This is a genomic window from Bartonella tribocorum, from assembly GCF_002778015.1.
GTDB lineage: Bacteria > Pseudomonadota > Alphaproteobacteria > Rhizobiales > Rhizobiaceae > Bartonella > Bartonella tribocorum_B.
In genome coordinates, this window is the sequence record NZ_NJPP01000001.1 from 77,499 (window position 1) to 98,470 (window position 20,972).

General features: G+C 37.3%; 17 protein-coding genes and 1 pseudogene. 10 read left to right on the plus strand and 8 right to left on the minus strand.

The annotated features are described in order from the left end of the window. Positions 1-244 precede the first annotated feature (244 nt). Together dnaJ and dnaK are read right to left on the minus strand one after the other, a co-directional pair. Positions 245-1,387: a molecular chaperone DnaJ gene (dnaJ, locus tag CEV08_RS00295; RefSeq protein ID WP_100129799.1), complete on the minus strand. Its 1,143-nt coding sequence runs from the start codon at positions 1,385-1,387 to the stop codon at positions 245-247. 158 nt (positions 1,388-1,545) lie between these two features. Further along, a complete protein-coding gene (dnaK, locus tag CEV08_RS00300) occupies positions 1,546-3,438 on the minus strand; it encodes a molecular chaperone DnaK (RefSeq protein WP_100129800.1) in 1,893 nt (630 codons plus the stop codon). A 936-nt stretch (positions 3,439-4,374) separates the two neighbouring features. Here dnaK and CEV08_RS00305 point away from each other — a divergent pair. Further along, positions 4,375-4,929 carry a copper chaperone PCu(A)C gene (locus tag CEV08_RS00305; protein WP_100129801.1) on the plus strand — a complete coding sequence of 185 codons (555 nt, stop codon included), beginning with the start codon at positions 4,375-4,377 and terminating at the stop codon, positions 4,927-4,929. 115 nt (positions 4,930-5,044) lie between these two features. Here the strand turns inward: CEV08_RS00305 and lysM are convergent, their stop codons facing one another. Beyond that, positions 5,045-5,500, minus strand: a complete 456-nt coding sequence (lysM, locus tag CEV08_RS00310; protein WP_100129802.1) for a peptidoglycan-binding protein LysM — start codon at positions 5,498-5,500, stop codon at positions 5,045-5,047. A 385-nt stretch (positions 5,501-5,885) separates the two neighbouring features. Between lysM and CEV08_RS00315 the strand changes: the two genes are divergently transcribed. From CEV08_RS00315 to thpR, 6 genes and pseudogenes are all read left to right on the plus strand, one after another. After that, the gene (locus CEV08_RS00315) at positions 5,886-6,608 is read left to right on the plus strand and encodes a response regulator transcription factor (RefSeq protein ID WP_100129803.1); all 723 of its coding nucleotides are present in this window, start codon (positions 5,886-5,888) and stop codon (positions 6,606-6,608) included. Positions 6,609-6,647: 39 nt separating this feature from the next. Beyond that, complete coding sequence (locus CEV08_RS00320) at positions 6,648-8,429, plus strand: sensor histidine kinase (protein WP_100129804.1); 1,782 nt, start codon at positions 6,648-6,650, stop codon at positions 8,427-8,429. 23 nt (positions 8,430-8,452) lie between these two features. Next, entirely contained in the window at positions 8,453-8,917 is a 465-nt protein-coding gene (locus CEV08_RS00325; RefSeq protein ID WP_100129805.1) for an HPr kinase/phosphatase C-terminal domain-containing protein, read from the plus strand. 134 nt (positions 8,918-9,051) lie between these two features. Further along, on the plus strand, positions 9,052-9,450 hold the full coding sequence (locus CEV08_RS00330; protein WP_100129806.1) for a PTS sugar transporter subunit IIA: 399 nt from the start codon (positions 9,052-9,054) through the stop codon (positions 9,448-9,450). Between the two features lie 17 nt (positions 9,451-9,467). After that, positions 9,468-9,761 (plus strand): HPr family phosphocarrier protein, encoded by a 294-nt coding sequence (locus tag CEV08_RS00335; protein ID WP_100129807.1) that lies wholly within the window; start codon positions 9,468-9,470, stop codon positions 9,759-9,761. A 629-nt stretch (positions 9,762-10,390) separates the two neighbouring features. Then, positions 10,391-10,929, plus strand: a pseudogene (gene thpR, locus CEV08_RS00340) (RNA 2',3'-cyclic phosphodiesterase). 92 nt (positions 10,930-11,021) lie between these two features. Here the strand turns inward: thpR and grpE are convergent. Both grpE and hrcA read right to left on the minus strand, forming a co-directional pair. After that, entirely contained in the window at positions 11,022-11,690 is a 669-nt protein-coding gene (gene grpE, locus CEV08_RS00345) for a nucleotide exchange factor GrpE (RefSeq protein ID WP_100129808.1), read from the minus strand. 125 nt (positions 11,691-11,815) lie between these two features. Next, positions 11,816-12,886, minus strand: coding sequence for a heat-inducible transcriptional repressor HrcA (gene hrcA, locus CEV08_RS00350; RefSeq protein ID WP_100129809.1), 1,071 nt, complete (start codon positions 12,884-12,886; stop codon positions 11,816-11,818). A 745-nt stretch (positions 12,887-13,631) separates the two neighbouring features. Here hrcA and rdgB point away from each other — a divergent pair. Then, positions 13,632-14,279: an RdgB/HAM1 family non-canonical purine NTP pyrophosphatase gene (gene rdgB, locus CEV08_RS00355; RefSeq protein WP_100129810.1), complete on the plus strand. Its 648-nt coding sequence runs from the start codon at positions 13,632-13,634 to the stop codon at positions 14,277-14,279. Beyond that, the gene (hemW, locus tag CEV08_RS00360) at positions 14,276-15,475 is read left to right on the plus strand and encodes a radical SAM family heme chaperone HemW (RefSeq protein ID WP_100129811.1); all 1,200 of its coding nucleotides are present in this window, start codon (positions 14,276-14,278) and stop codon (positions 15,473-15,475) included. Before rdgB ends, hemW begins: the two co-directional genes overlap by 4 nt. 1,520 nt (positions 15,476-16,995) lie before the next feature. Here the strand turns inward: hemW and dapE are convergent. The 3 genes from dapE to CEV08_RS00375 form a co-directional block, all read right to left on the minus strand. Continuing rightward, entirely contained in the window at positions 16,996-18,168 is a 1,173-nt protein-coding gene (gene dapE, locus CEV08_RS00365) for a succinyl-diaminopimelate desuccinylase (RefSeq protein WP_100129812.1), read from the minus strand. 222 nt (positions 18,169-18,390) lie between these two features. Further along, complete coding sequence (locus CEV08_RS00370; protein WP_100129813.1) at positions 18,391-19,137, minus strand: M48 family metallopeptidase; 747 nt, start codon at positions 19,135-19,137, stop codon at positions 18,391-18,393. A gap of 32 nt (positions 19,138-19,169) precedes the next feature. Continuing rightward, positions 19,170-19,949, minus strand: coding sequence for an alpha/beta hydrolase (locus CEV08_RS00375; RefSeq protein ID WP_100129814.1), 780 nt, complete (start codon positions 19,947-19,949; stop codon positions 19,170-19,172). A 197-nt stretch (positions 19,950-20,146) separates the two neighbouring features. On the opposite strand from CEV08_RS00375, the gene infC reads away from it, so the two are divergent. Then, positions 20,147-20,665 (plus strand): translation initiation factor IF-3, encoded by a 519-nt coding sequence (gene infC, locus CEV08_RS00380; RefSeq protein WP_100129815.1) that lies wholly within the window; start codon positions 20,147-20,149, stop codon positions 20,663-20,665. Positions 20,666-20,972: the final 307 nt, after the last annotated feature.

A 20,972-nucleotide genomic window follows, 5' to 3' on the forward strand; every position in this document is an offset into this window, starting at 1 on the left:
ATTCAATTGCATGCCTTATATGGATAAGCCCTTTTTAAAATATTATAGACACTCAAAATGAAGACTTATCCATAAAATTCATGAAATGTTAAAAACTCTCAGCAGTAGGAATTACCCTAAACTAATTGTCTTTCTCTTTTCTTTTCAAGTAAAAAGAAGGCTTTCAAAAGACGATGAGATAATAAAAAGCTTAATAAACCTTCACAAAGTGTTTCCTAATTTATTTTGAAAACATTCACATTTTTTAACCAGAAATATTTTCAAAAAATTCTTTCATACGGGAGAAAAAACCATGTGATTGCGGTGAATTTTCATGATTTGAAAGCTTTTCAAATTTTTGTAATAATTCACGTTGCTCTTGCGTAAGTTTTTGCGGTGTCTCAATCGTGATATGGATGTAAAGGTCACCTCTTGCTTGCTGACGGCGCAACATAGGCATACCTTTGCCTTTAAGGCGGAATTGACATCCATTTTGTGTCCCTTCAGGGATCTTAACACGTGCTTTAACACCATCAAGATCAGAAACTTCAAACTCTCCTCCTAAAGCTGCTGTGACCATTGAAATAGGAACGCGACAGTGAAGATCTACCCCTTCTCGCTGAAAAAATTCATGTGGTTTAACGGAAAGGAAAATATAAAGATCACCATTAGGACCACCCCGAATACCAGCATTTCCCTCACCAGAAAGACGAATACGTGTTCCATCTTCAATACCAGCTGGAACATTCACGCTCAATGAACGTTTTTTCTCTATGTGCCGTGTCCCACGACATTTTGGGCATGGATCCGTAATCGTTTCACCACGTCCATGACATGTATGACATGTTCGCTCAATAGAAAAGAAACCTTGGGCAGCACGCACTCGACCAGATCCATGACATGTTCCACAAACTTGCGGCTTAGAGCCCTTTTTCGCTCCTGAACCTTCACAAACATCGCATGTAACGGAGCTAGGAATATTAATTTCTACAGTTTTTCCTGAAAATGCCTCTTCTAAGGACACTTCCATATTATAACTCAGATCTGCACCACGTTCGCGACCATCACCACGCTTACGGTGCCCACCTCCCATAATCTCACCAAAAAAATCTTCAAAAATATCGGCAAATCCACCACCGGCAGCAAAACCGCTAAAGGGATTTCCTCCCCCTTGACCACCGCTATTTTCAAAGGCCGCATGACCAAACCTGTCATAAGCAGCACGCTTTTGGGGATCTTTAAGAACTTCATAGGCCTCGCCAATTTCTTTGAATTTTCGCTCTGCCTCTTTATCCCCGGCATTGCGATCAGGATGATATTGCATTGCCAACTTACGAAAAGCAGATTTCAATTTTTTATCATCACATTCACGAGTCACGCCAAGAATTTCATAATAATCAACCTTCATCATGTATTCCTGATAGTTTTTCTGTCATCCATCTTTATGGATAATATCGCTTTTAATTTATATTGTTAGCAACAAAGTTGCAACTTATCTCCAATAATAAAGCCCAGCCTTATATTTCAAAGGCCGGGTTTATAAATTAATCAACACATAGGCTGACACTATTTCTTCTTATCATTAACTTCTTCAAAATCAGCATCGACAACATCATCATTCTTTGTCTCTGTTTCAGTGTCAGCGCTCGCTGCTTGTGAAGCTTCATACATAGCTTGCCCAAGATTCATACTAACTTCAGCTAATTTTTGCATCTTTGTTGTTACTTCTTCAGTGTCACTGCCTTCAAGCGCAGATTTCAAATCAGATATTGCTGTTTCAATCTGTCCCTTTTCTTCAACCGATACTTTATCGCCATATTCATTGAGCGATTTTTCTGTTGAATGAATAAGAGCCTCTGCTTGATTTTTAGCTTCAACACCTTCACGGCGTTTTTTATCCTCAGCTGCATGCTCTTCTGCATCCTTTACCATTTTTTCAATATCAGAATCACTTAAACCACCTGATGCTTGAATACGAATTTGATGTTCTTTACCCGTTCCCTTATCTTTGGCTGAAACATTAACAATACCATTCGCATCAATATCAAAAGTAACTTCAATTTGAGGTATACCACGCGGTGCTGGAGGAATACCAACAAGATCAAATTGAGCCAATAACTTATTATCACTTGCCATTTCCCGTTCACCTTGGAAAACACGAATCGTCACAGCACTCTGGTTATCATCAGCTGTTGAAAAAACTTGCGACTTTTTCGTTGGGATCGTGGTATTGCGCTCAATAAGGCGTGTGAAAACCCCACCCAAAGTTTCGATACCCAAAGATAAAGGTGTCACATCTAGCAACAATACATCTTTGACATCGCCTTGCAACACACCACCTTGTATGGCAGCACCCATAGCAACCACTTCATCAGGATTTACGCCTTTGTGTGGATCCTTGCCAAAAAAGCTCTGCACAACTTGCTGAATCTTGGGCATACGTGTCATACCGCCCACTAAAACAACTTCATCAATCTCACCAGCTTTTAATCCAGCATCTTTCAACGCAGCTTTACAAGGCTCAATGGTACGCTGCACTAAATCGTCAACCAGAGATTCAAATTTTGCCCGAGTCAATTTCATTGTTAAGTGCTTGGGACCTGACTGATCTGCCGTAATAAATGGCAAATTGATTTCTGTTTGTTGTGATGACGAAAGCTCTATTTTTGCTTTTTCTGCTGCTTCTTTTAAGCGCTGTAAAGCGAGTTTATCATTTTTCAGATCAATTCCTTGCTCTTTTTTGAACTCATCTGCAAAATAGCCAACCAAGCGCATGTCAAAGTCTTCACCCCCTAAGAATGTATCTCCATTGGTTGACTTAACTTCAAAAACGCCATCTCCAATTTCAAGCACTGAAATATCAAATGTACCACCACCAAGGTCGTAAACAGCAATCGTTTTTCCGTCTTTTTTATCCAAACCATAAGCTAAAGCAGCAGCAGTCGGCTCATTAATAATTCGTAAAACTTCAAGTCCAGCAATTTTACCCGCATCTTTAGTCGCTTGACGTTGCGCATCATTAAAATAAGCAGGAACCGTAATAACTGCTTGCTCAACTTTTTCACCAAGATAAGATTCAGCTGTTTCCTTCATCTTCTGCAAAATCATTGCTGAAATTTGTGATGGAGAATATTTCTTACCCGCTTCTTCAACCCATGCATCGCCATTATCACCTTTAACGATTTTATAAGGTACAAGCGCTTTATCTTTTTCAACCATAGGATCATCAAAACGACGCCCTATCAAACGTTTCACTGCAAAAACTGTCCCTTCAGGATTTGTTACTGCCTGCCGTTTAGCAGGCTGTCCAACAAGTCGCTCTCCTCCATCAGTAAAAGCAACAACGGAAGGTGTTGTTCGCGCTCCTTCTGAGTTTTCGATAACCTTTGCGTTTTTGCCATCCATAACAGCCACACAAGAGTTCGTTGTCCCCAAATCAATACCAATTACTTTTGCCATATTATAATCTCCATTCAGCAAGCTATCTCAACCTTCATAAAGCATCTTTTTAAGATAACTCCTCACAACACTCAAAGCCCGTATATTGCTTCAAGCAACCATAAAATAATAATAAACCGCAAGTCGCAACAAGCCTCGCTGCCTCGTATATAAGAACAGGATTTTATTGCTACAAGAGAATAATGAGAGAAACATCTCCAAAATAAAAAATTTCTTTTAAAATAGGCATTCTAATAACACATAAATCTCATACTTATGAGAGAGTCGAGGTCATAATATACTTTTCTTGCAATTCTCAACAAATATATCTGTCTATAAAAATAATAAGGAGAGTAATTGCACACGCATTCTTGATCTCTCATCACTCATTAAGAAATCCTGACATAAAAGATTTTTAAAAATACCGCTTAAAGACGAATAACTTATATCACAAATATTATAACATATTACAAAACTTCTTGAGACTAAATATGCTTATATTGATAAAGATATCAAATCTATCGATCTTCTCTCAAAAACTTGCCTTTCAATAACCTCATCATTCATTGCTATTTAAAAGCTGCGCTTTAAATTCATCGAAAAAGCTTTTTCTTAACTGTATATGCTGAAATTGAAAATATATTAAAATGCCTCTCTATACACGCTTTAAAGTGCCAATAGTTGTCGTAATATTAAGAATATATGATCTTTATATATTGTATCTTTATCTAGTAAAACAGTGGGGCACCATAAATTTTTATCATTTACAAATAATGTTGAGAGATATTTCGTCTTTGTAAATATTATTTTTTCCTTTAAGGCAAAAGAATTTTATGATTTTTATTTTCATATTTAAATCAATTTTATTTTAGCAATTCTTTGCTTTATTTTAAATAAAAATTCTTCTAATAATAAAAAGACATTCAAAGTGTGAATCCTATGAAGGAGGATAACTCAATGGTGATATCTATGGTTAAAAAAATCACAAGTCTCATCTTTAAGAATACAATACATGCGCAATATTCATACAAAAAGGTTATCGCAAATATTGTGTGTGCTCTTCTCTTTTCTGGTATAATCCTACCAGCAAGTGCCCAACAATATAAACTTGGTGACATAGAAATTCTCAATCCTTGGGCACGCGAAACGCCTAAAGGTGTAAAAGTGAGTAGCGGTTATCTCTATATTATCAATCACAGTAATACCCCAGACCGTTTAGTGTCTATTTCCACAAATGGCGTAAAAACAACAGAAATTCATACGATGACAGTTGTTAATGATATTATGAAAATGGAAAAAATGCACAATGGCATTGAAATTCCAGGAAATGGCGAAGTCACACTTAAGCCGGGTGGTAATCATATTATGTTTATGGGACTTTCACAACCATTCACGCTAGGTGATAAAATTAGCGCAAAATTGACATTTGAAAACGCAGGAACTATTAATGTGGATTTCTCTGTAAACGCTACGAAAACAACCTTTCCCTCTAAATCAACCCATGCTCACTAAGCTCTTTTTGATAAATATACATTGTTATAAAATGAAAATGAAGAAGCGTGAATTTTTTACGCTTCTTATTTTTTTAATGCCATAACATAAGCAAAAAATTATCCTCTTTGATGCGTTAAATATGGTTAATTTCAGGAATACGCAAAACTTGTCCAGGGTAAATTTTATCAGGAGATTTTAGCATTGGTTTATTGGCTTCGAAAATAAATGTGTTTTTATTCCCTTGCCCTTTTCCATAAACCTCTTCAGCAATTTTCCAAAGATTATCACCAGATTTAACCTCATAAAAACGAGAAGTTCTTCCAGGCATCGTATCTACAACCTTTACTTTCTCAACATCTACAGAAGAAATACCTTGTGAATTGCCAACAACCAGAAGTGCTTTTTCAAGTGTTTCCCTATCTGGAACCTCACCGCTTAAAACAGCTTTACCGTCTTCAACTTGAATATTGATTTTTTCTGTAGCGAGTTGAAAATGATCAAATGCGGCCTTAAAGTCTTTTTCTTTTGGTTCATTGTCCCCAATACCTAACTTTTCTCCTACTGTCTTAATAAAATTAAAAAATCCCATGGTGACCTCCTTTCGTATAGCAGAGACAAATTTTTGTGCATATATTGCCACATTCTTGCCTTTGCTCTTAAAACACATAGGCGAATTTTCTAAACTTCAACAAAAAACTAAACTATGTTCAATTATGAGACAAAGATAATAACAAATTTTGTAATAAACCTTGATAAAAGAGTCTTTACGGAAATTTTCTCTCAAATGAAGGGATCTTAATAGACGTGAAAACATTATAAATTATGAAAGCAAAACAAGATTTTACAAGAATGACAAAAGGGTTTTTACTTTGCTACAATTTGTATCATATTTGTTTTGCAAAAAAAATGTGAACTCCCATATAAATAAAGTGTGAGTAATTTGCTACCACAGCAATAGAAAGGTCTAAGAAACCATGAAAGATACACCAACAATCACGCAAACGATTGTACTTGTTGATGATGATCGCAATATGTTGACATCTCTATCTTTTGCGCTTGAGACAGAAGGATATCGGGTTGAAAGCTATACAGATGGAGCATCTGCACTCAAGGGTCTCACACTGCACCCCCCACACTTAGCTATTTTTGATATTAAAATGCCCCGAATGGATGGGATGGAGCTCTTGCGTCGTTTACGACAAAAATCTGATCTTCCAGTTATTTTTCTCACCTCTAAAGATGATGAAATTGATGAATTATTTGGACTCAAAATGGGAGCTGATGATTTTATTACTAAACCTTTTTCCCAACGTCTTCTCATTGAGCGCGTGAAAGCTATTTTGCGCCGTTCCAATGCGCGTAATCAGCCACTTGCTACAGGAACTTCTTCCACCTCTTCTCTTAAACGCGGAGATCTTGTGATGGACCAAGAACGTCACACCTGTACATGGAAAGATAAACCTGTTATTTTAACTGTTACGGAATTTTTGATTCTGCAAACCTTAGCACAAAGACCAGGAGTTGTAAAAAGTCGTGATGCTTTAATGGATGCTGCCTATAGTGATCAAGTCTACGTAGATGATCGCACCATTGATAGCCACATTAAACGTCTGCGTAAAAAATTTAAACAAGTAGATGATGATTTTGCAATGATTGAAACACTTTATGGTGTAGGTTATCGTTTTCACGAGGTATAAAACTTCTTTGTCGCAAAAATTTGAATGGCAATCAAATCGATGACAGAAAATTTTCAATTGAAAGCTCTTAAAAAAAACACCTCTAACGGTATATTCTCAGAACCATTGCTTATATTTACTCGTTTGCATTTTCGAACGCGACGTCTCTTTAGACAATTGCTTTTTTCCAGTCTCACACGACGCATTGTTATATTAAACATTGCTGCCCTTGCCGTTCTGGTTACAAGCATTTTATACCTTAACCAATTTCGCGATGGTTTAATTGACGCAAAAATTAAAAGTTTATGCATTCAAGGAACAATTATGGCTGGGGCTATTGCTGCTTCTGCAACAATCGATACAAATTCCATATTTATTGACCCTCAAAAACTCTTAGAGTTACAGACTGGTGAAAGCGTTACACCTGCCCCTCAATCAACAGACTCTTGGGATTTCCCCATTAACCCTGAGCAAGTTGCCCCTCTTTTTCGACATCTCCTCACCCCTCAAACGACAAGAGCACGTATTTATGATCGTGACGCTACTTTACTTCTTGATTCGCAGGTTCTTTATTCTAGTGGACAAGTTTTTAGCTACGATTTACCTCCTCTTAAAAAAGAACAAAACATGTGGGATCGCTTGACTGCATGGTATTCAAACACATTTTATGGCAAAGGTATGGATCTTAATACAGAACAAACAAAAAACCGTAGTATTGCTCATCCAGAAGTATACCAAGCATTAAAAGGATCTCTCTCTACTACCCAAAAACGCAACAGAAACGGTCAACTCGTTATTTCTGTTGCCATTCCTGTTCAACGTTATCGTGCAGTGGTTGGCGCCCTTCTTCTTTCAACCACTGGTTCTGATATTGATAACATTGTAAAGGCTGAAAGACTGGTTATATTTAAAGTCTTTGCCGTTGTAGGCAGCGTCCTTTTGGTTCTTTCGCTCTTTTTAGCCCATACGATTGCCCATCCATTAAGCAGATTATCTGCCTCTGCTAACCGAGTGCGCAATGGCAATAATCAGCGTGTAGAAATTCCCGATTTTTCAATGCGTGAAGATGAAATTGGCCATCTTTCAACCTCTATTCGTGACATGACAAATGCTCTTTATATGCGTATTGAAGCCATTGAACGTTTTGCTGCTGATGTAAGCCACGAATTAAAAAATCCACTCACTTCTCTGCGCAGTGCTGTGGAAACCCTCCCTCTAGCTAAAAATGAAGAAGCACAAGAAAAATTACTTGAAATTATTCAACATGATGTGCGCCGTCTTGATCGATTGATTACAGATATTTCTGATGCATCGCGGCTCGATGCAGAGCTTGCACGAGAAACCGCAGAGATCGTTGATATGACACCACTTTTAGAAAGTCTTGTTCAAGCCGTTCAAGAAGTATATCGCAATGCACAAACCATTGATGTAAGTCTTAATATTATCCCACGCCCTCATGGAAAAGCTTATCTTGTGTTGGGACATGAGCTCCGTTTAGGGCAAGTGATTTCAAATATTCTTGAAAATGCACGTTCCTTTATTCCCTGTGATCGTGGCAAAATTTGTATCACTATGAAAAATCATGCTTCAACCCTTATTCTAACCATCGAAGACAATGGCTCCGGTATTCGTGCAGAGAGTATTGAACGTATTTTTGAGCGTTTTTATACTGATCGACCAAACGAAGATGCTTTTGGACAAAACTCTGGACTTGGGCTTTCTATTAGTCGGCAAATCATCGAAGCCCATAATGGAACCATTACAGCTGAAAATATTATTGATCCGGCACTTGGAAAACGAACTGGTGCACGTTTTGTTATTATGCTTCCCCTCATTAAATAAATCTTTTGTCCAAAGTAAAAGGTATGAAAAAAAAATGTGAAATACTCCACGCAAATTGCCTTCAACTGGGTGGAAAGGGGCTGTTAATTATAGGTCCATCGGGATCAGGGAAATCAACCCTCACCCTCTCTCTGCTCGACCGTGCTGAGTGGTCAAAACGTGAAGCGAAACTTATTAGTGATGATTATACAATGCTGCGTGCGGAAAATGGAAAACTTCACGGATACACTCCTGACAACTTACAGGGCGGTATCGAGATTCGTGGTGTTGGTCTTTATATGATAGAATTCCAAAATCAAACAACTATTGATTGTATTGTTTTCCTCGGTCCCCAATATGAACGTTTTTCCACAAATAAAACTTTTCAATTTGAAGATTTGCAGATTCCTCTTTTAAAGCTTCCCTCGCTCCGTGAAGCCGATTGTACAGCCATTTGTCAAGCTATTGAAGCATTTTTGTTTAGAAAAATATGGCGTAAACCTGTCTAATTTTTTCTAAAGATAAAAAAATCATACTTTTTGCCTTTTTTTTGCAAATTTTTCTTGGCAGCAAGATAAAGCATTGTAAAATGTCTTTCCCACCAATATGGTTGGATCTTATTAGTTAACAGGAGTTTGCGTAAATGATTGGACTCGTGCTTGTAACGCACGGTGAGCTGGCTGTCGAATTTTTACATGCCGTGGAACATGTTGTTGGAACACAAGAAAAGTTCGCAACAATATGCGTTTATCCCGATGACGATATAGATCAGCGCCGAGGTGATATTATAGCCGCAGTAACCGATACAAATACAGATCATGGCGTCATTATATTGACAGATGTGTTCGGTGGAACACCATCAAATATAGCTATTCCTGCTATTGAAAAGGGACGGGTTGAAATGATTGCGGGGGTCAATTTGCCTATGCTTATTAAATTGATTTCTATTCGCAAATGTCCTGATATCTCATTATCAGACGCGTTAAGAATAGCGCAAGAAGCAGGGCGTAAATATATTAATGTACCAAGTATGATTTTATAGCGGATGGTAAAATATTGATGCTTTCTAAAGACACCCTCCCATGTATAAGCCGCCATTTCAATATCTGTAATAAACGTGGATTGCATGCAAGGGCTTCTGCAAAATTTGTACAAACTGTTGACAATTTTAACGCCACTGTTGAAGTTGAAAAGGATGGAAAAATTGTTGGTGGATCATCAATTATGGGACTTATGATGCTAGCGGCTTCGTCGGGATGTAACCTCACCATTCGTGTTTCAGGACCAGAAGCAACAGATGCTCTTAATGCTCTTGAACAGCTCATCAATAATAATTTTGGAGAGGAAAACTAGCACTTTTTCGCTATAAACTAAAAATGATAAACCTTAGAAAATAAGAACTTCCGTCATTATATTGAATTTTGTTTGCTTTTCCCGTTTTTATGCCAATATTCATATCCACTGTAAGCTGGCACAATTATTATATTGTCATAATTGTATTATGCAGATTTTTTTCTTTTTTTCCTCACATTATTTGGAATAATTTAAATAGTTGTTGCCCATTATAGCTGCTATCATGCTTCATATTTATGGTGAAATCTTTACAAGAAAGAAAAACTTTTACCCCTCCCCAAATAGCTAACTTTTAAAATACTTTAAAAATATAAAAGTAAGCACATCATAAGGAATTTTTTAATTTTCTTTATCTTCAGCTAAACTTTTTGTATTTGTAGAGAGAAAATACACGTACCCTTCTACCACACATCTTCGCGACAAAACACATATGAATAAGGTTATCATTGTTCGCATAAATATTTTTTTAAATTTCATAAGCTTTATGAACTCAATGCAATAATTATAGGGAAAACGTTTTTTAGACATTATTTTTCTACACAATTGCCTTATCCTTATTGGTGTATCTATCTTTATTATTATCCGCCATTGTGCTTGCAGTGGCATTTTTTTACTTTAAGGAGATAACCATATCTCGTCTATTTAGTGCCCTTCAAATTCCCCAACAAACAACACAACAACTTATATCGTTGCAAAATGGCTTACCAAATGCGCAATGGATCAATCCGCAAAATTTTCACGTTACTTTGTCTTTTTTCGGTGAAGTTGAAAGTGCTATAGCAGATGCAATTATGCACGCCTTTGACACAATAAAGCTCCCCCTTTTATGCTACAAATGAAAAGTTTTGACATTTTTTGTTCAGAAAACGCTCCACATTCTCTTGTTATTCGCATTGAACCTTGTGAAACTCTCAATCTTTTACATGAAAAAATGCAATGTGTTCGTAACCATTTAAGACTAACGCCTGATGAAAAACAATTTACTCCACATATTACTGTTGCGCGACTGCTCGATATTAACCCCGAAGATCTTCCTCTTTATCTGTCCTCTCGGGATGATTTTTCATTTCCTCCTTTTGAAGTTGATCATTTTGTTTTATTTTCATCGCCATCTCCCTCAAGTGATGCACCATATATTGTAAAAGGGAGTTGGCCACTTCAAAGATAAAAGGGTGTTTGTAACACCCTTTAAAGCTCTTTCAGAAAAAACCTCATACATGCGAAATCGCAAGGATTTCTGCATTTTACGTTGGAATCTTGTTATTCATGTGAAGCCTTATCAATTTCAACAGAAGCTTCTTTTTTTCCTCCTTTGGCCACACCCACTATAGCTGGACGTAAAACCCTTTCTCCTATAATATAACCGGCTTGAACCACTTGTTGAACAGTATTATCGGGAACATCGGCATTAGGAATTTCAAACATCGCTTGATGAAAGTGGGGATCAAATTTTTGCCCCTCTGGATGAATTTTTTGCACTCCATGACGCTCTAAAGCTGCCATCATAGCGCGCTCCGTCATTTCAACACCTTCTGCCAATGATTTCAAACCAGCATCACTCTCCCGTGCACCTTCTGGAATCGCTTCCAAAGCACGATTGAGATTGTCAGAAACAGATAACATATCCCGTGCAAAATTAGCAATGGAATAAGCCCTTGCATCCGTTACATCACGTGCGGTACGGCGTCGAAGATTTTCCATATCGGCAACAAGACGCAAAAGCTGATCTTTCAGATCTTTATTTTCATTCTGCAAAGACGCCAAAAGATCAACCTCATTACTTTCTTCTTCAACGTCTCCGGGCGCCTCTGTTTTATGTGTTTTTAAAAATTCATCCGCTGCTTGTTTAAGTGTATTACGATCAGTGGGATTTTTTAAATCGCAATTTTCAAATGAAGCGTCAGTAAATTTGTTTTTTTCATCAGACATAAAAATTCTATTCCTTCATAAGATTCGTTATTCTCGATATCGAAATTTTACAGACAAAAATCAAGGGGTATTGATGTATATTAATACAATGAGCTTTTAGTGCACAAATACTTACTTGCATCGTTTTAACGCAATAACTGTGTCACAAGTTGAGCTGTATAATCAACCATGGGCACAATCCTAGCATAATTAAGCCGTGTAGGACCAATAACGCCTAAAGCACCAATGACTCTTTGTTGTGAATCACGGTAAGGTGCTACGACTAAAGAAGAACCAGAAAGTGAAAATAATTTATTTTCTGAACCAATAAAAATTCGAACCCCTGAACCTTCATCCGTTAAATCGAGAAGCTGTGCCATACTCTCACGCGTTTCAAGATCATCAAACAAATGGCGTAATCGTTCTAAATCTTCTTCTGCTTTCACATCTTCAAGCAAATTACTACGTCCACGAACAATAAGGTGTATTTTATGATCAGCACCTTCTCCTCCCCAAAGAGCTAATCCCGTTTCAACAAGATGATGTGATAAATCATCAAGTGCAGCCCGTGTTTGTGCGCACAGACAAGCAATTTCTCCTTTAGCTTCACTCAATGTACGTCCTTGAATATGGGCATTGAGAAAATTCGTTGCTTCTGTCAATTGTGCATGGGTAACCCCTTCTGGCAAATGAACAATACGATTTTCAACCTCACCTTGTTGAGTCACCAAAACGGCAAGAGCGTGCTCCCTATCAAGGCGCACAAATTCAATATGTTTCAATGTTCCTTCTTGTTTTGTTGCGAGAACAAGCCCTGCCCCACGCGAGAGATCTGAAAGAACTCGGCTTGCTTGAACAAGAAAATGTTCAACCGATTGTGCATGACCAGCCTCTTTGACTTGCATTTCAATATTTTCTCGCTCCTCGTTTGGCAAATCACCTGCTTCCATAAATGCATCAACAAAAAAGCGTAAACCCGATTGGGTTGGCATTCGCCCTGCTGAAACATGCGGTGCATAAATCAAACCGAGATGTTCAAGATCACTCATCACATTGCGAATCGTCGCAGGTGATAATGTCTGTTGCAAAAGGCGCGAAAGATTGCGTGATCCTACAGGTTCACCATCATTAAGATAGGCTTCAACAATATGGCGAAAAATATCACGCGAACGTTCATCAAGATATCTTAGTTCATTGTCAATAGTTGTGCGCTTCATCACAATTGTTTCACTACCTAAAAAATACTCTTCTCTTATATAAGTTTTGCAAAGGTTTGGTCAAATAACCTAAAATAATATAAAAATATACTATCCTATTGCGCTATAAAACACCATCTTTTAGAGTGATGATACAAGGCATATAAATTATACAAGAGATTTTTTATTCGAGTGTATGATTGGATGTTTAAGACAAAAATTGGTCTTTTTTGAGGATTTACCAAGAGAAGCTCGATTGTTTACAAAACATTATAGCTTGACAGCAGATTTTGCATCAATTTATTTTTTTAGAGGGCTTAAGGCCTTTTTAAAGACTTTTATCATTTTTACCACCAAACTCTGATTTTTACAGTTTTTCGCTCTTTGGAGCAATTTTAAATGTCAAAACTCATTTTGACAAAACACGCATCTAATGCTGAAAAATAGTCATCAAAACAATAAATTATAAAGCACTCCTCCCTAACCCAACCTTTTCCCGCTTAATGCAAAACCTATTGTCAAACGACAACCACCGTGAGTAGACTATCGGATTTTTACCATAAAAAAGCTCTCATAAAAAAATCGTTTTTCATATCTTTTTAATCGTTGTCTTCAAAACAATACGAAAAATTTTATTTGAAGAAAATATCATAAAATGTGTAAAATAACTGTATCATGTAAAATCGAGCAGAATATGTGTATATGAGCGTTTAAGCTGGTTTTTAGCACTAAAATAGTTCCCCCTTTCATTTTTGGAGCAATCTATATGAGAAGCATAGCAGATAAAAAACTTGTCATTGCTACACATAACACCGGCAAATTACATGAAATCACCGCTTTGGTTGCACCTTTTGGTTTAATAATACAATCAGCAAAAGAGTTTGGCTTACCAGAACCAAAAGAAACAGGAACAACATTTGAAGAAAATGCTTATATTAAAGCTTTTTCAGCAGCAAAGAAAACAGGACTTCCTGCTCTTTCTGATGATTCAGGCTTAGAGGTAGATGCATTGGGTGGTGCGCCGGGCGTTTATACAGCTGATTGGGCAATTCAAACCGATGGTACACGTGATTTTCCAAAAGCGATGCAAAAAATAGAAGATGAACTCCAAAAAATCGGAGCACAAGAAAAGAGCCAACGAAAATGCCGTTTTATATCCGTCATTTGCATTGCATGGCCTGATAACCACACAGATTATTTCCGTGGATGCGTTGAAGGAACATTCATTTGGCCTCCACGAGGAGATAAAGGCTTTGGCTTTGATCCTATTTTTTTACCAGATGGTTATGAAAATACCTTTGGAGAAATGTCAACAGAGCAAAAACACAGCTGGCAACACAATGATATTCCTCCTCTTTCACATCGCGCACGGGCTTTTAAACTTTTGGCAGACAACCTTTTGGCATTTTCATGAATGAACCTTTTGGCATTTACATTCATTGGCCCTTTTGTGCAGCAAAATGTCCCTATTGTGACTTTAATTCACATGTTCGCCTCCATGGTGTTGATCAACCACGTTTTGTCACCGCCTTTGAGCGCGAAATAGAAACGCAATACCCTAAAATAGGTCCACGTCATATTACGAGTATTTTTATTGGTGGGGGAACCCCCTCTCTTATGGAACCGCAAACTGTTGATGCCCTCTTGCAAGCACTGGCAAGAAAGTGGATACTTGATGATAAAGTTGAAATTACATTAGAAGCGAATCCATCCAGTGTGGAAGCAGAACGTTTTCGCGGATACCGTGCGGCAGGTGTTAATCGCTTATCTCTAGGGGTACAAGCGCTTAATGATAGAGCATTGCGCAAACTTGGCCAACTTCATAATGTGGAGCAAGCTCTTTATGCCATTGCTTTAGCACGGCAAATTTTTCCACGCTTATCCTTTGATCTCATCTATGCGCGCCCCGAACAAACCCTTGTACAATGGAAATCTGAACTTGTACAAGCCATTGATTTGGCAGCCGATCATCTTTCTCTTTATCAATTGACAATCGAAGAAGGAACCGCCTTTAAACGACTTCATGATGCAGGAAGGCTTATCCTCCCTCCATCAGAGCGAGCAGCAGATATGTATCATCTTACCCAAGAAATAACAGCTCTGTATGGGCTTCCAGCCTATGAAATCTCAAACCATGCCATGCCTGGTGCTGAATCAGCACACAACCTTCTTTATTGGCGTTATCACCAATATGCTGGCTTTGGTCCAGGAGCACACGGGCGTTTCATTGAGAACATACCGAATCATTCTTCCACATTTTCAAAAACATCTTTATCACACCTTGAAAACCGTAAACGTTATGTCACAATCAATGAAAAGCATCCCGAACAGTGGCTTGAATTGGTCGAAAAAACAGGACATGGCTGTATTGAAACAGAACGATTAACCACTGAGCAACAGGCAAATGAAATGCTCATTATGGGTTTACGCCTTTGCGAAGGATTGGAACTGACACGCTATGAAACCTTAAGCCCCAAACGCATCCCAATGGAAAAACTTATCGATTTACAACACCAAGAATTGGTAGAAATGGTGGATAACCAACGCTTAAAAGCGACAACGAAAGGACGCATTGTTCTTGATCACATTATCAGCCAACTTGCAAATTAACGCTTTTATAACAACACATTGATTTTAATAACTGTTATCATTTTTCATAGCAAAAGTGAGACCCCAATGTCGTAAGATTTTTTCATTTTAAAACTGTGAATATATTAATTATAATCATTCACTTACCCCCTAAAAAGTAGGAAAATTTTTAAATAAAAACTATTAAAAAGACGTAAAATGCTTTTTATGAACAGCTTCAAATGCCAAAAGCTATCACAATATTTTGAGCTAAAAAGTCTATGATGGTCTCTTTTTTCATAAGTGTAAAGAGAATGATGCCCTATAGATTTTATATTACACTCTTCATAAGCGCCGTTGAATGTAACAAACATTGAAAGAGTTTTTTAAACAAGTACGTGAATGCACAATACAAGAATATATTGTTTTTCATAAAAGCCGTAGCCCCATTACAGAACGAGAAAAATAAGCAAAAGCACATCAATCTTCATGTTTTAAAAAATATTTCTAGATATTTTTTAAAACTGTAAAACTGAATAAAGAGATAGAAGACAACGATAAGCGTTTGTTTTTCTGCCTTTATAGCTTTTTATTCCCCCCCAATGAGGCGTCTGTTTTAGAAATTACAAAAAACAGATATACACACAACACTTTTATCCTATCTTGGAATATAAAAGCCGTTTTAGAAAAGAACATACTGAACTAATATTTATTTGCAACATGCTGCTTTATGCTTGATATTGATTTATAGGGTACAGAACAAACTTTCTTAAATAAACAATGCACTAAAATTAAAAATATACGAAATATCGACCGGCATTGCTTTATTCGCTAGCGAAAATGACATCAACCACATATCATCTCACTTGTATGCATACATGCTTATGAGCTCCTATAGATGTCCTCTAGGTTATTTTATAAAGAAAATCGAGAATAATAAATTTTGGGCTAAAAAGACCAATGGGATGCTACAGAAGAATTTTTCATGTATCTTTATTATCAGAAATATCAAAGAGCTGATTGAATAATCTTACCTTACACCTTGTCATGATTTTTTCTGTAACGCAGATTCTTTTGGGTAAAAAGAGCATGAAAAAATAGATGAGATAAAATAAACTTGAAGCGTGTTTCTGTCGATTTTACTCTAAGAGGCGTTCATTGAAACTAAGAATGCTTTTTATAAGAGTGCGAAAACATATTAAGATATATTTAGAAAAGAAGCATATTCTTATATGTCTTTATAGCTTTAACCTGTCATCACATCAATCGTGACATAACGTTGATTGTTTTCCATAGATAAATTGCGCGTTAATTTTCTCCCTATACCCTAAGGAACAAACATTCCGACCCCAATCTTGGGTATAAACAGCTCTCCTTCTTAAAACAGCTTTTACTTGATTTGCCACTTCTGTGATTTACTGAACTAAAAAGGCCTTACGAGCAAAATTCCAGCTTAAGAATTCTCACCACGGACTTTAAAACCACTTAATACATTAACTCCCTCAAATGATAATGTTTTATGGCAACAAAAGGATTTTATAACAAAACAAGATAAAGAATATTTATGCAAAAAAATCAACAATAAAGCGCTCATAAATAGCAGTAAGCGTTTCTACTGCATCGAGGGCGATACATTCATCTACCATATGCATCGTTTGCCCTAGTAAGCCAAATTCAACCACGGGGCAATAATCTTTAATAAATCGCGCATCTGAAGTTCCACCAGACGTGGAACACTCTGGTAAACTCCCTGTTACACTTTTAATAGCCTTGGATAAAACCTGAATAAGTTTATCATTTTTGGTCAAAAAAACATCCCCTAAACTTGGAATCCATTCAAGCTGATAAAAGGGATATTGATCACTATTATTTTTTGCTTCTACCAAAGCAAGACGCTTTTCAATTTCCCCCATCAATGTTTCTTTTGTCCAAAGATCATTGTAGCGTATATTAAAACGAACCGTTGTCTGCGCTGGAATAACATTGACCGCCAAATTACCGGTATCGATGGTTGTTAGCTCTAAATTACTGGGTTGAAAATTCTCTGTCCCTTGATCTAAAACAGTTTGTGTCAACGCTTGAATAAGCTTACTTGCCAAAGGCAAAGGATTGGCAGCCCGCTCTGGAAAAGCAACATGACCTTGGCGACCTTTCACGGTCATGATACCAGAAATCGATCCGCGGCGACCAATTTTGATCACATCACCAACAGTCTTGACGCTTGTTGGTTCTCCCACAAGAGCCGCCGTCCATTTTTCACCTTTTTTTTCTGCCCATTTGAGAAGTTTGACCGTACCATTAATAGCAGGCCCCTCTTCATCACCAGTAATTAAAAGGCTTACCCTTCCTTGAATGGACCGTTTCTCAAGAACTCGCGCTAGAGCCGCAATAAAACAAGCGATACCACCTTTCATATCAACAGCACCACGCCCATATAATTTCCCGTGATCTATAACAGCTTCAAAAGGTGGATAAGTCCAATCTTCCAATGCACCTGGCGGTACGACATCCGTATGACCCGCAAACATAAGATGAGGTCCTTCGCTTCCCATTTTTGCATAAAGATTTTCAACATTATCTGTATTTTTATCCGTAAAAATAGGGCGCTCGACATGAAACCCCATTTTTTTCAAAAATTGTTCCAAAGTTGATAAAGCCCCCGCTTCACGAGGTGTAACAGAAGGACAACGAATAAGTGCCTGTAATAGTTGAAGTGGATCTGTAAGAACAGGCATAAAAAACCTCCCCATTTGTTATAAATCATCGGAACTTAAGGTTATTACGCTGAATGATAAAAAAGATAAAGCAAAAACATTGAAGACACTCAGCAAACCAAGCAGGGGAGGACAATCGTGCTGAGAGCTTCAATGGCTTCCTCATCATGCATGACAAAGCACACACACAACGAAACACTTAACAAAAAGTTCCGTTAAATATTGCTTTCATTGGAAAGTTTTTTACACCTCTAATTTATATGAATCGAAATTAATGGTGTGCAGTCTGGGAGAATTTTCTTTCAACCAAGCACGATATGTTTTACTATCAGGGCAAAGTTTCTCACAAAGAGCCCAAAATCTTGGTCCATGATTCATTTCAACAAGATGCGCAACTTCATGGGCAACAACATACTCAACAACCTCTTTTGGTGCCATAACAAGGCGCCAAGAAAAAGAAAGACGCTTATCAATTGAACAAGATCCCCAACGACTTCTCGTATCTTTATAGCAAATGGATTTAACTTTTCGCTCTACCTGATGAGCATAATGTGCCACCAAAGGTGTTATAATGAGTGCTGCTTGTTTTTTAAAAAAATCAGCAATGCGTCTTGGGAGATATTCTATTTGACCATAAACAATAATTTTAGGTTCTTGCTCTGCATCTGCTGTAACAATTTCTGTTACCCCACGCCCTTCTCTATGCTTGATGGTATAGGAAACACCCAAAAAAGGTATCGTTGCCCCCTCTTGGAGATAAGCATTTTCTTGAGAAATTTGTACACGAGCAAGACGTGCCTCAATCCAAGACCGATTTTTTTCAATAAAGCTGTCAACTGTACAAAGACTTATCGCTGGCGGCGTTGTTACACGAATCTCTTGACTTCTGGCATCAACACGTAAGGTAAGACGGCACGCGCACTTATTTTCCCGCACTCTTATAGGAATAGCGCGATTAGAAAAAATAAAATGCTTTACAGAAATGCTCATCTATTTATCTTCATCATCAATAAATAGTCCCCTTATTTTGCATTAATCTGATTAATCAAAGATCTCAAGGCTGTTTCCAAACAATCTAAATCTTGTGGACGAGAAAAACGGTGATCTGCATCACGCACAAGTGTCAATGTTACGTCATGAAGAGGTAAATGATCAAGTAAAGTCAGTGTATGCTGATAGGGTATCTTATCGTCTTCCATCCCTTGTAGAATATGAATTGGACAACCAACATCAATAAATCCTTGCATGACACAATTTTCGCGTCCATCTTCAATCAATTTTTTTGTAAAGGGCATCGGCTCTTCATCACCAACAGCGGGTCGTTCAATATAGCCTTTTTCTTCCAAAATTTTCCATTCTTCTGGACCTAATTCTGGTTCCACTAACGTTTGTGTAAAATCAGGCGCTGGAGCAATCAATATCATACCAGCAAGCTTTTGATTTTTCTTTGCTAGCATCATAGCAAGCTTTAGCGCAATCCACCCCCCCATAGAGGAACCAACCAAAATTTGTGGCCCCTCACAATAGGTTTCAAAAGTTGCTAAACTTTCGCTCACCCAACGTGAAATCGTTCCTTGAAAAAAATCCCCTTCAGATTCCCCATGGCCAGAGTAATCAAAACGTAAACAAGACAAATCATTCTTTTGAGCAAACTGATCAACCAACGTTGCTTTACTTCCCAACATATCGGATTGATAGCCATGAAGCCAAACCAAACCTGGAGAGTGGTGACCCTTGCGATGGCGCACTGCAAGAGCGGTATTCTCAAACGAAAAAAATTGGCAAGGAATATTTTGATTCATGATTCTTTTCCTCCATAAAAACAATTTCTTTAAATCTTAAGAGAAAAAACTTTTATAATCTAAATCACTTAAAAAAGTAATAAATTAAATAATGAAAAAGCACGAATTATGGTTGTTTTTATGAGCATAATTGTATATTAAATTAACTGTAGTTGAATTAAAATTAAGGAGCATAAACCATTCGTAAACCGTTTAAAATGACACCTACCCAAAAAGACGGACCACGTTCAAATCATGATATTCGAGCACCTCATGTTCAGCTTATCAATGATGAAGGACAACATCAGGGGGTTGTTGCAATACAAGAGGCTCTTGCTATGGCTGCAGATGCAGGGCTCGATTTGGTTGAGATTGTACCAAATGCGGAACCGCCCGTATGTAAAATCATCGATTTGGGTAAATTAAAGTATCAAACTCAAAAAAAAGCCGCTGAAACACGTAAAAAACAAAAAGTCATCGAAATTAAAGAGATTAAGATGCGCCCAAATGTTGATGTTCATGATTATGGAGTCAAGCTCAAAGCTGTTCATCGCTTTATTGATCATGGTGATAAAGTAAAGGTTACTTTGCGTTTTCGTGGTCGTGAGATGGCTCACCAAGATCTTGGATTAAAACTTCTTCAGCGCGTGAAAGAAGATACAAGTGAAATTGCCAAAATTGAATTGGAGCCAAAACTTGAAGGACGGCAAATGATGATGGTGATCGCACCTAAATAGTTTTTCATTGGAATAATATCTGTGTAAAACTCATTAAAATGAGCCGATAGTGGTTATTTAGAAGCACCATAGAGAATTTTGTGGTGCTTTTAATGTTTTATGTAATGTGTATAGAGCCTTTTAAGAGTTTAATAATACTTTATTGATTTATAATAAGAATTTGTTATTTTATATATTATATTTCACATATTAAATGAAAAAGAGTGAATATCGTAAAATCTTCTCATTTCAGGTTTTCTTATTCATAAAATCCAACAAAAAATCATTTGTTTGTACATCACAAACAGAGACAGTATGTAAAATATTA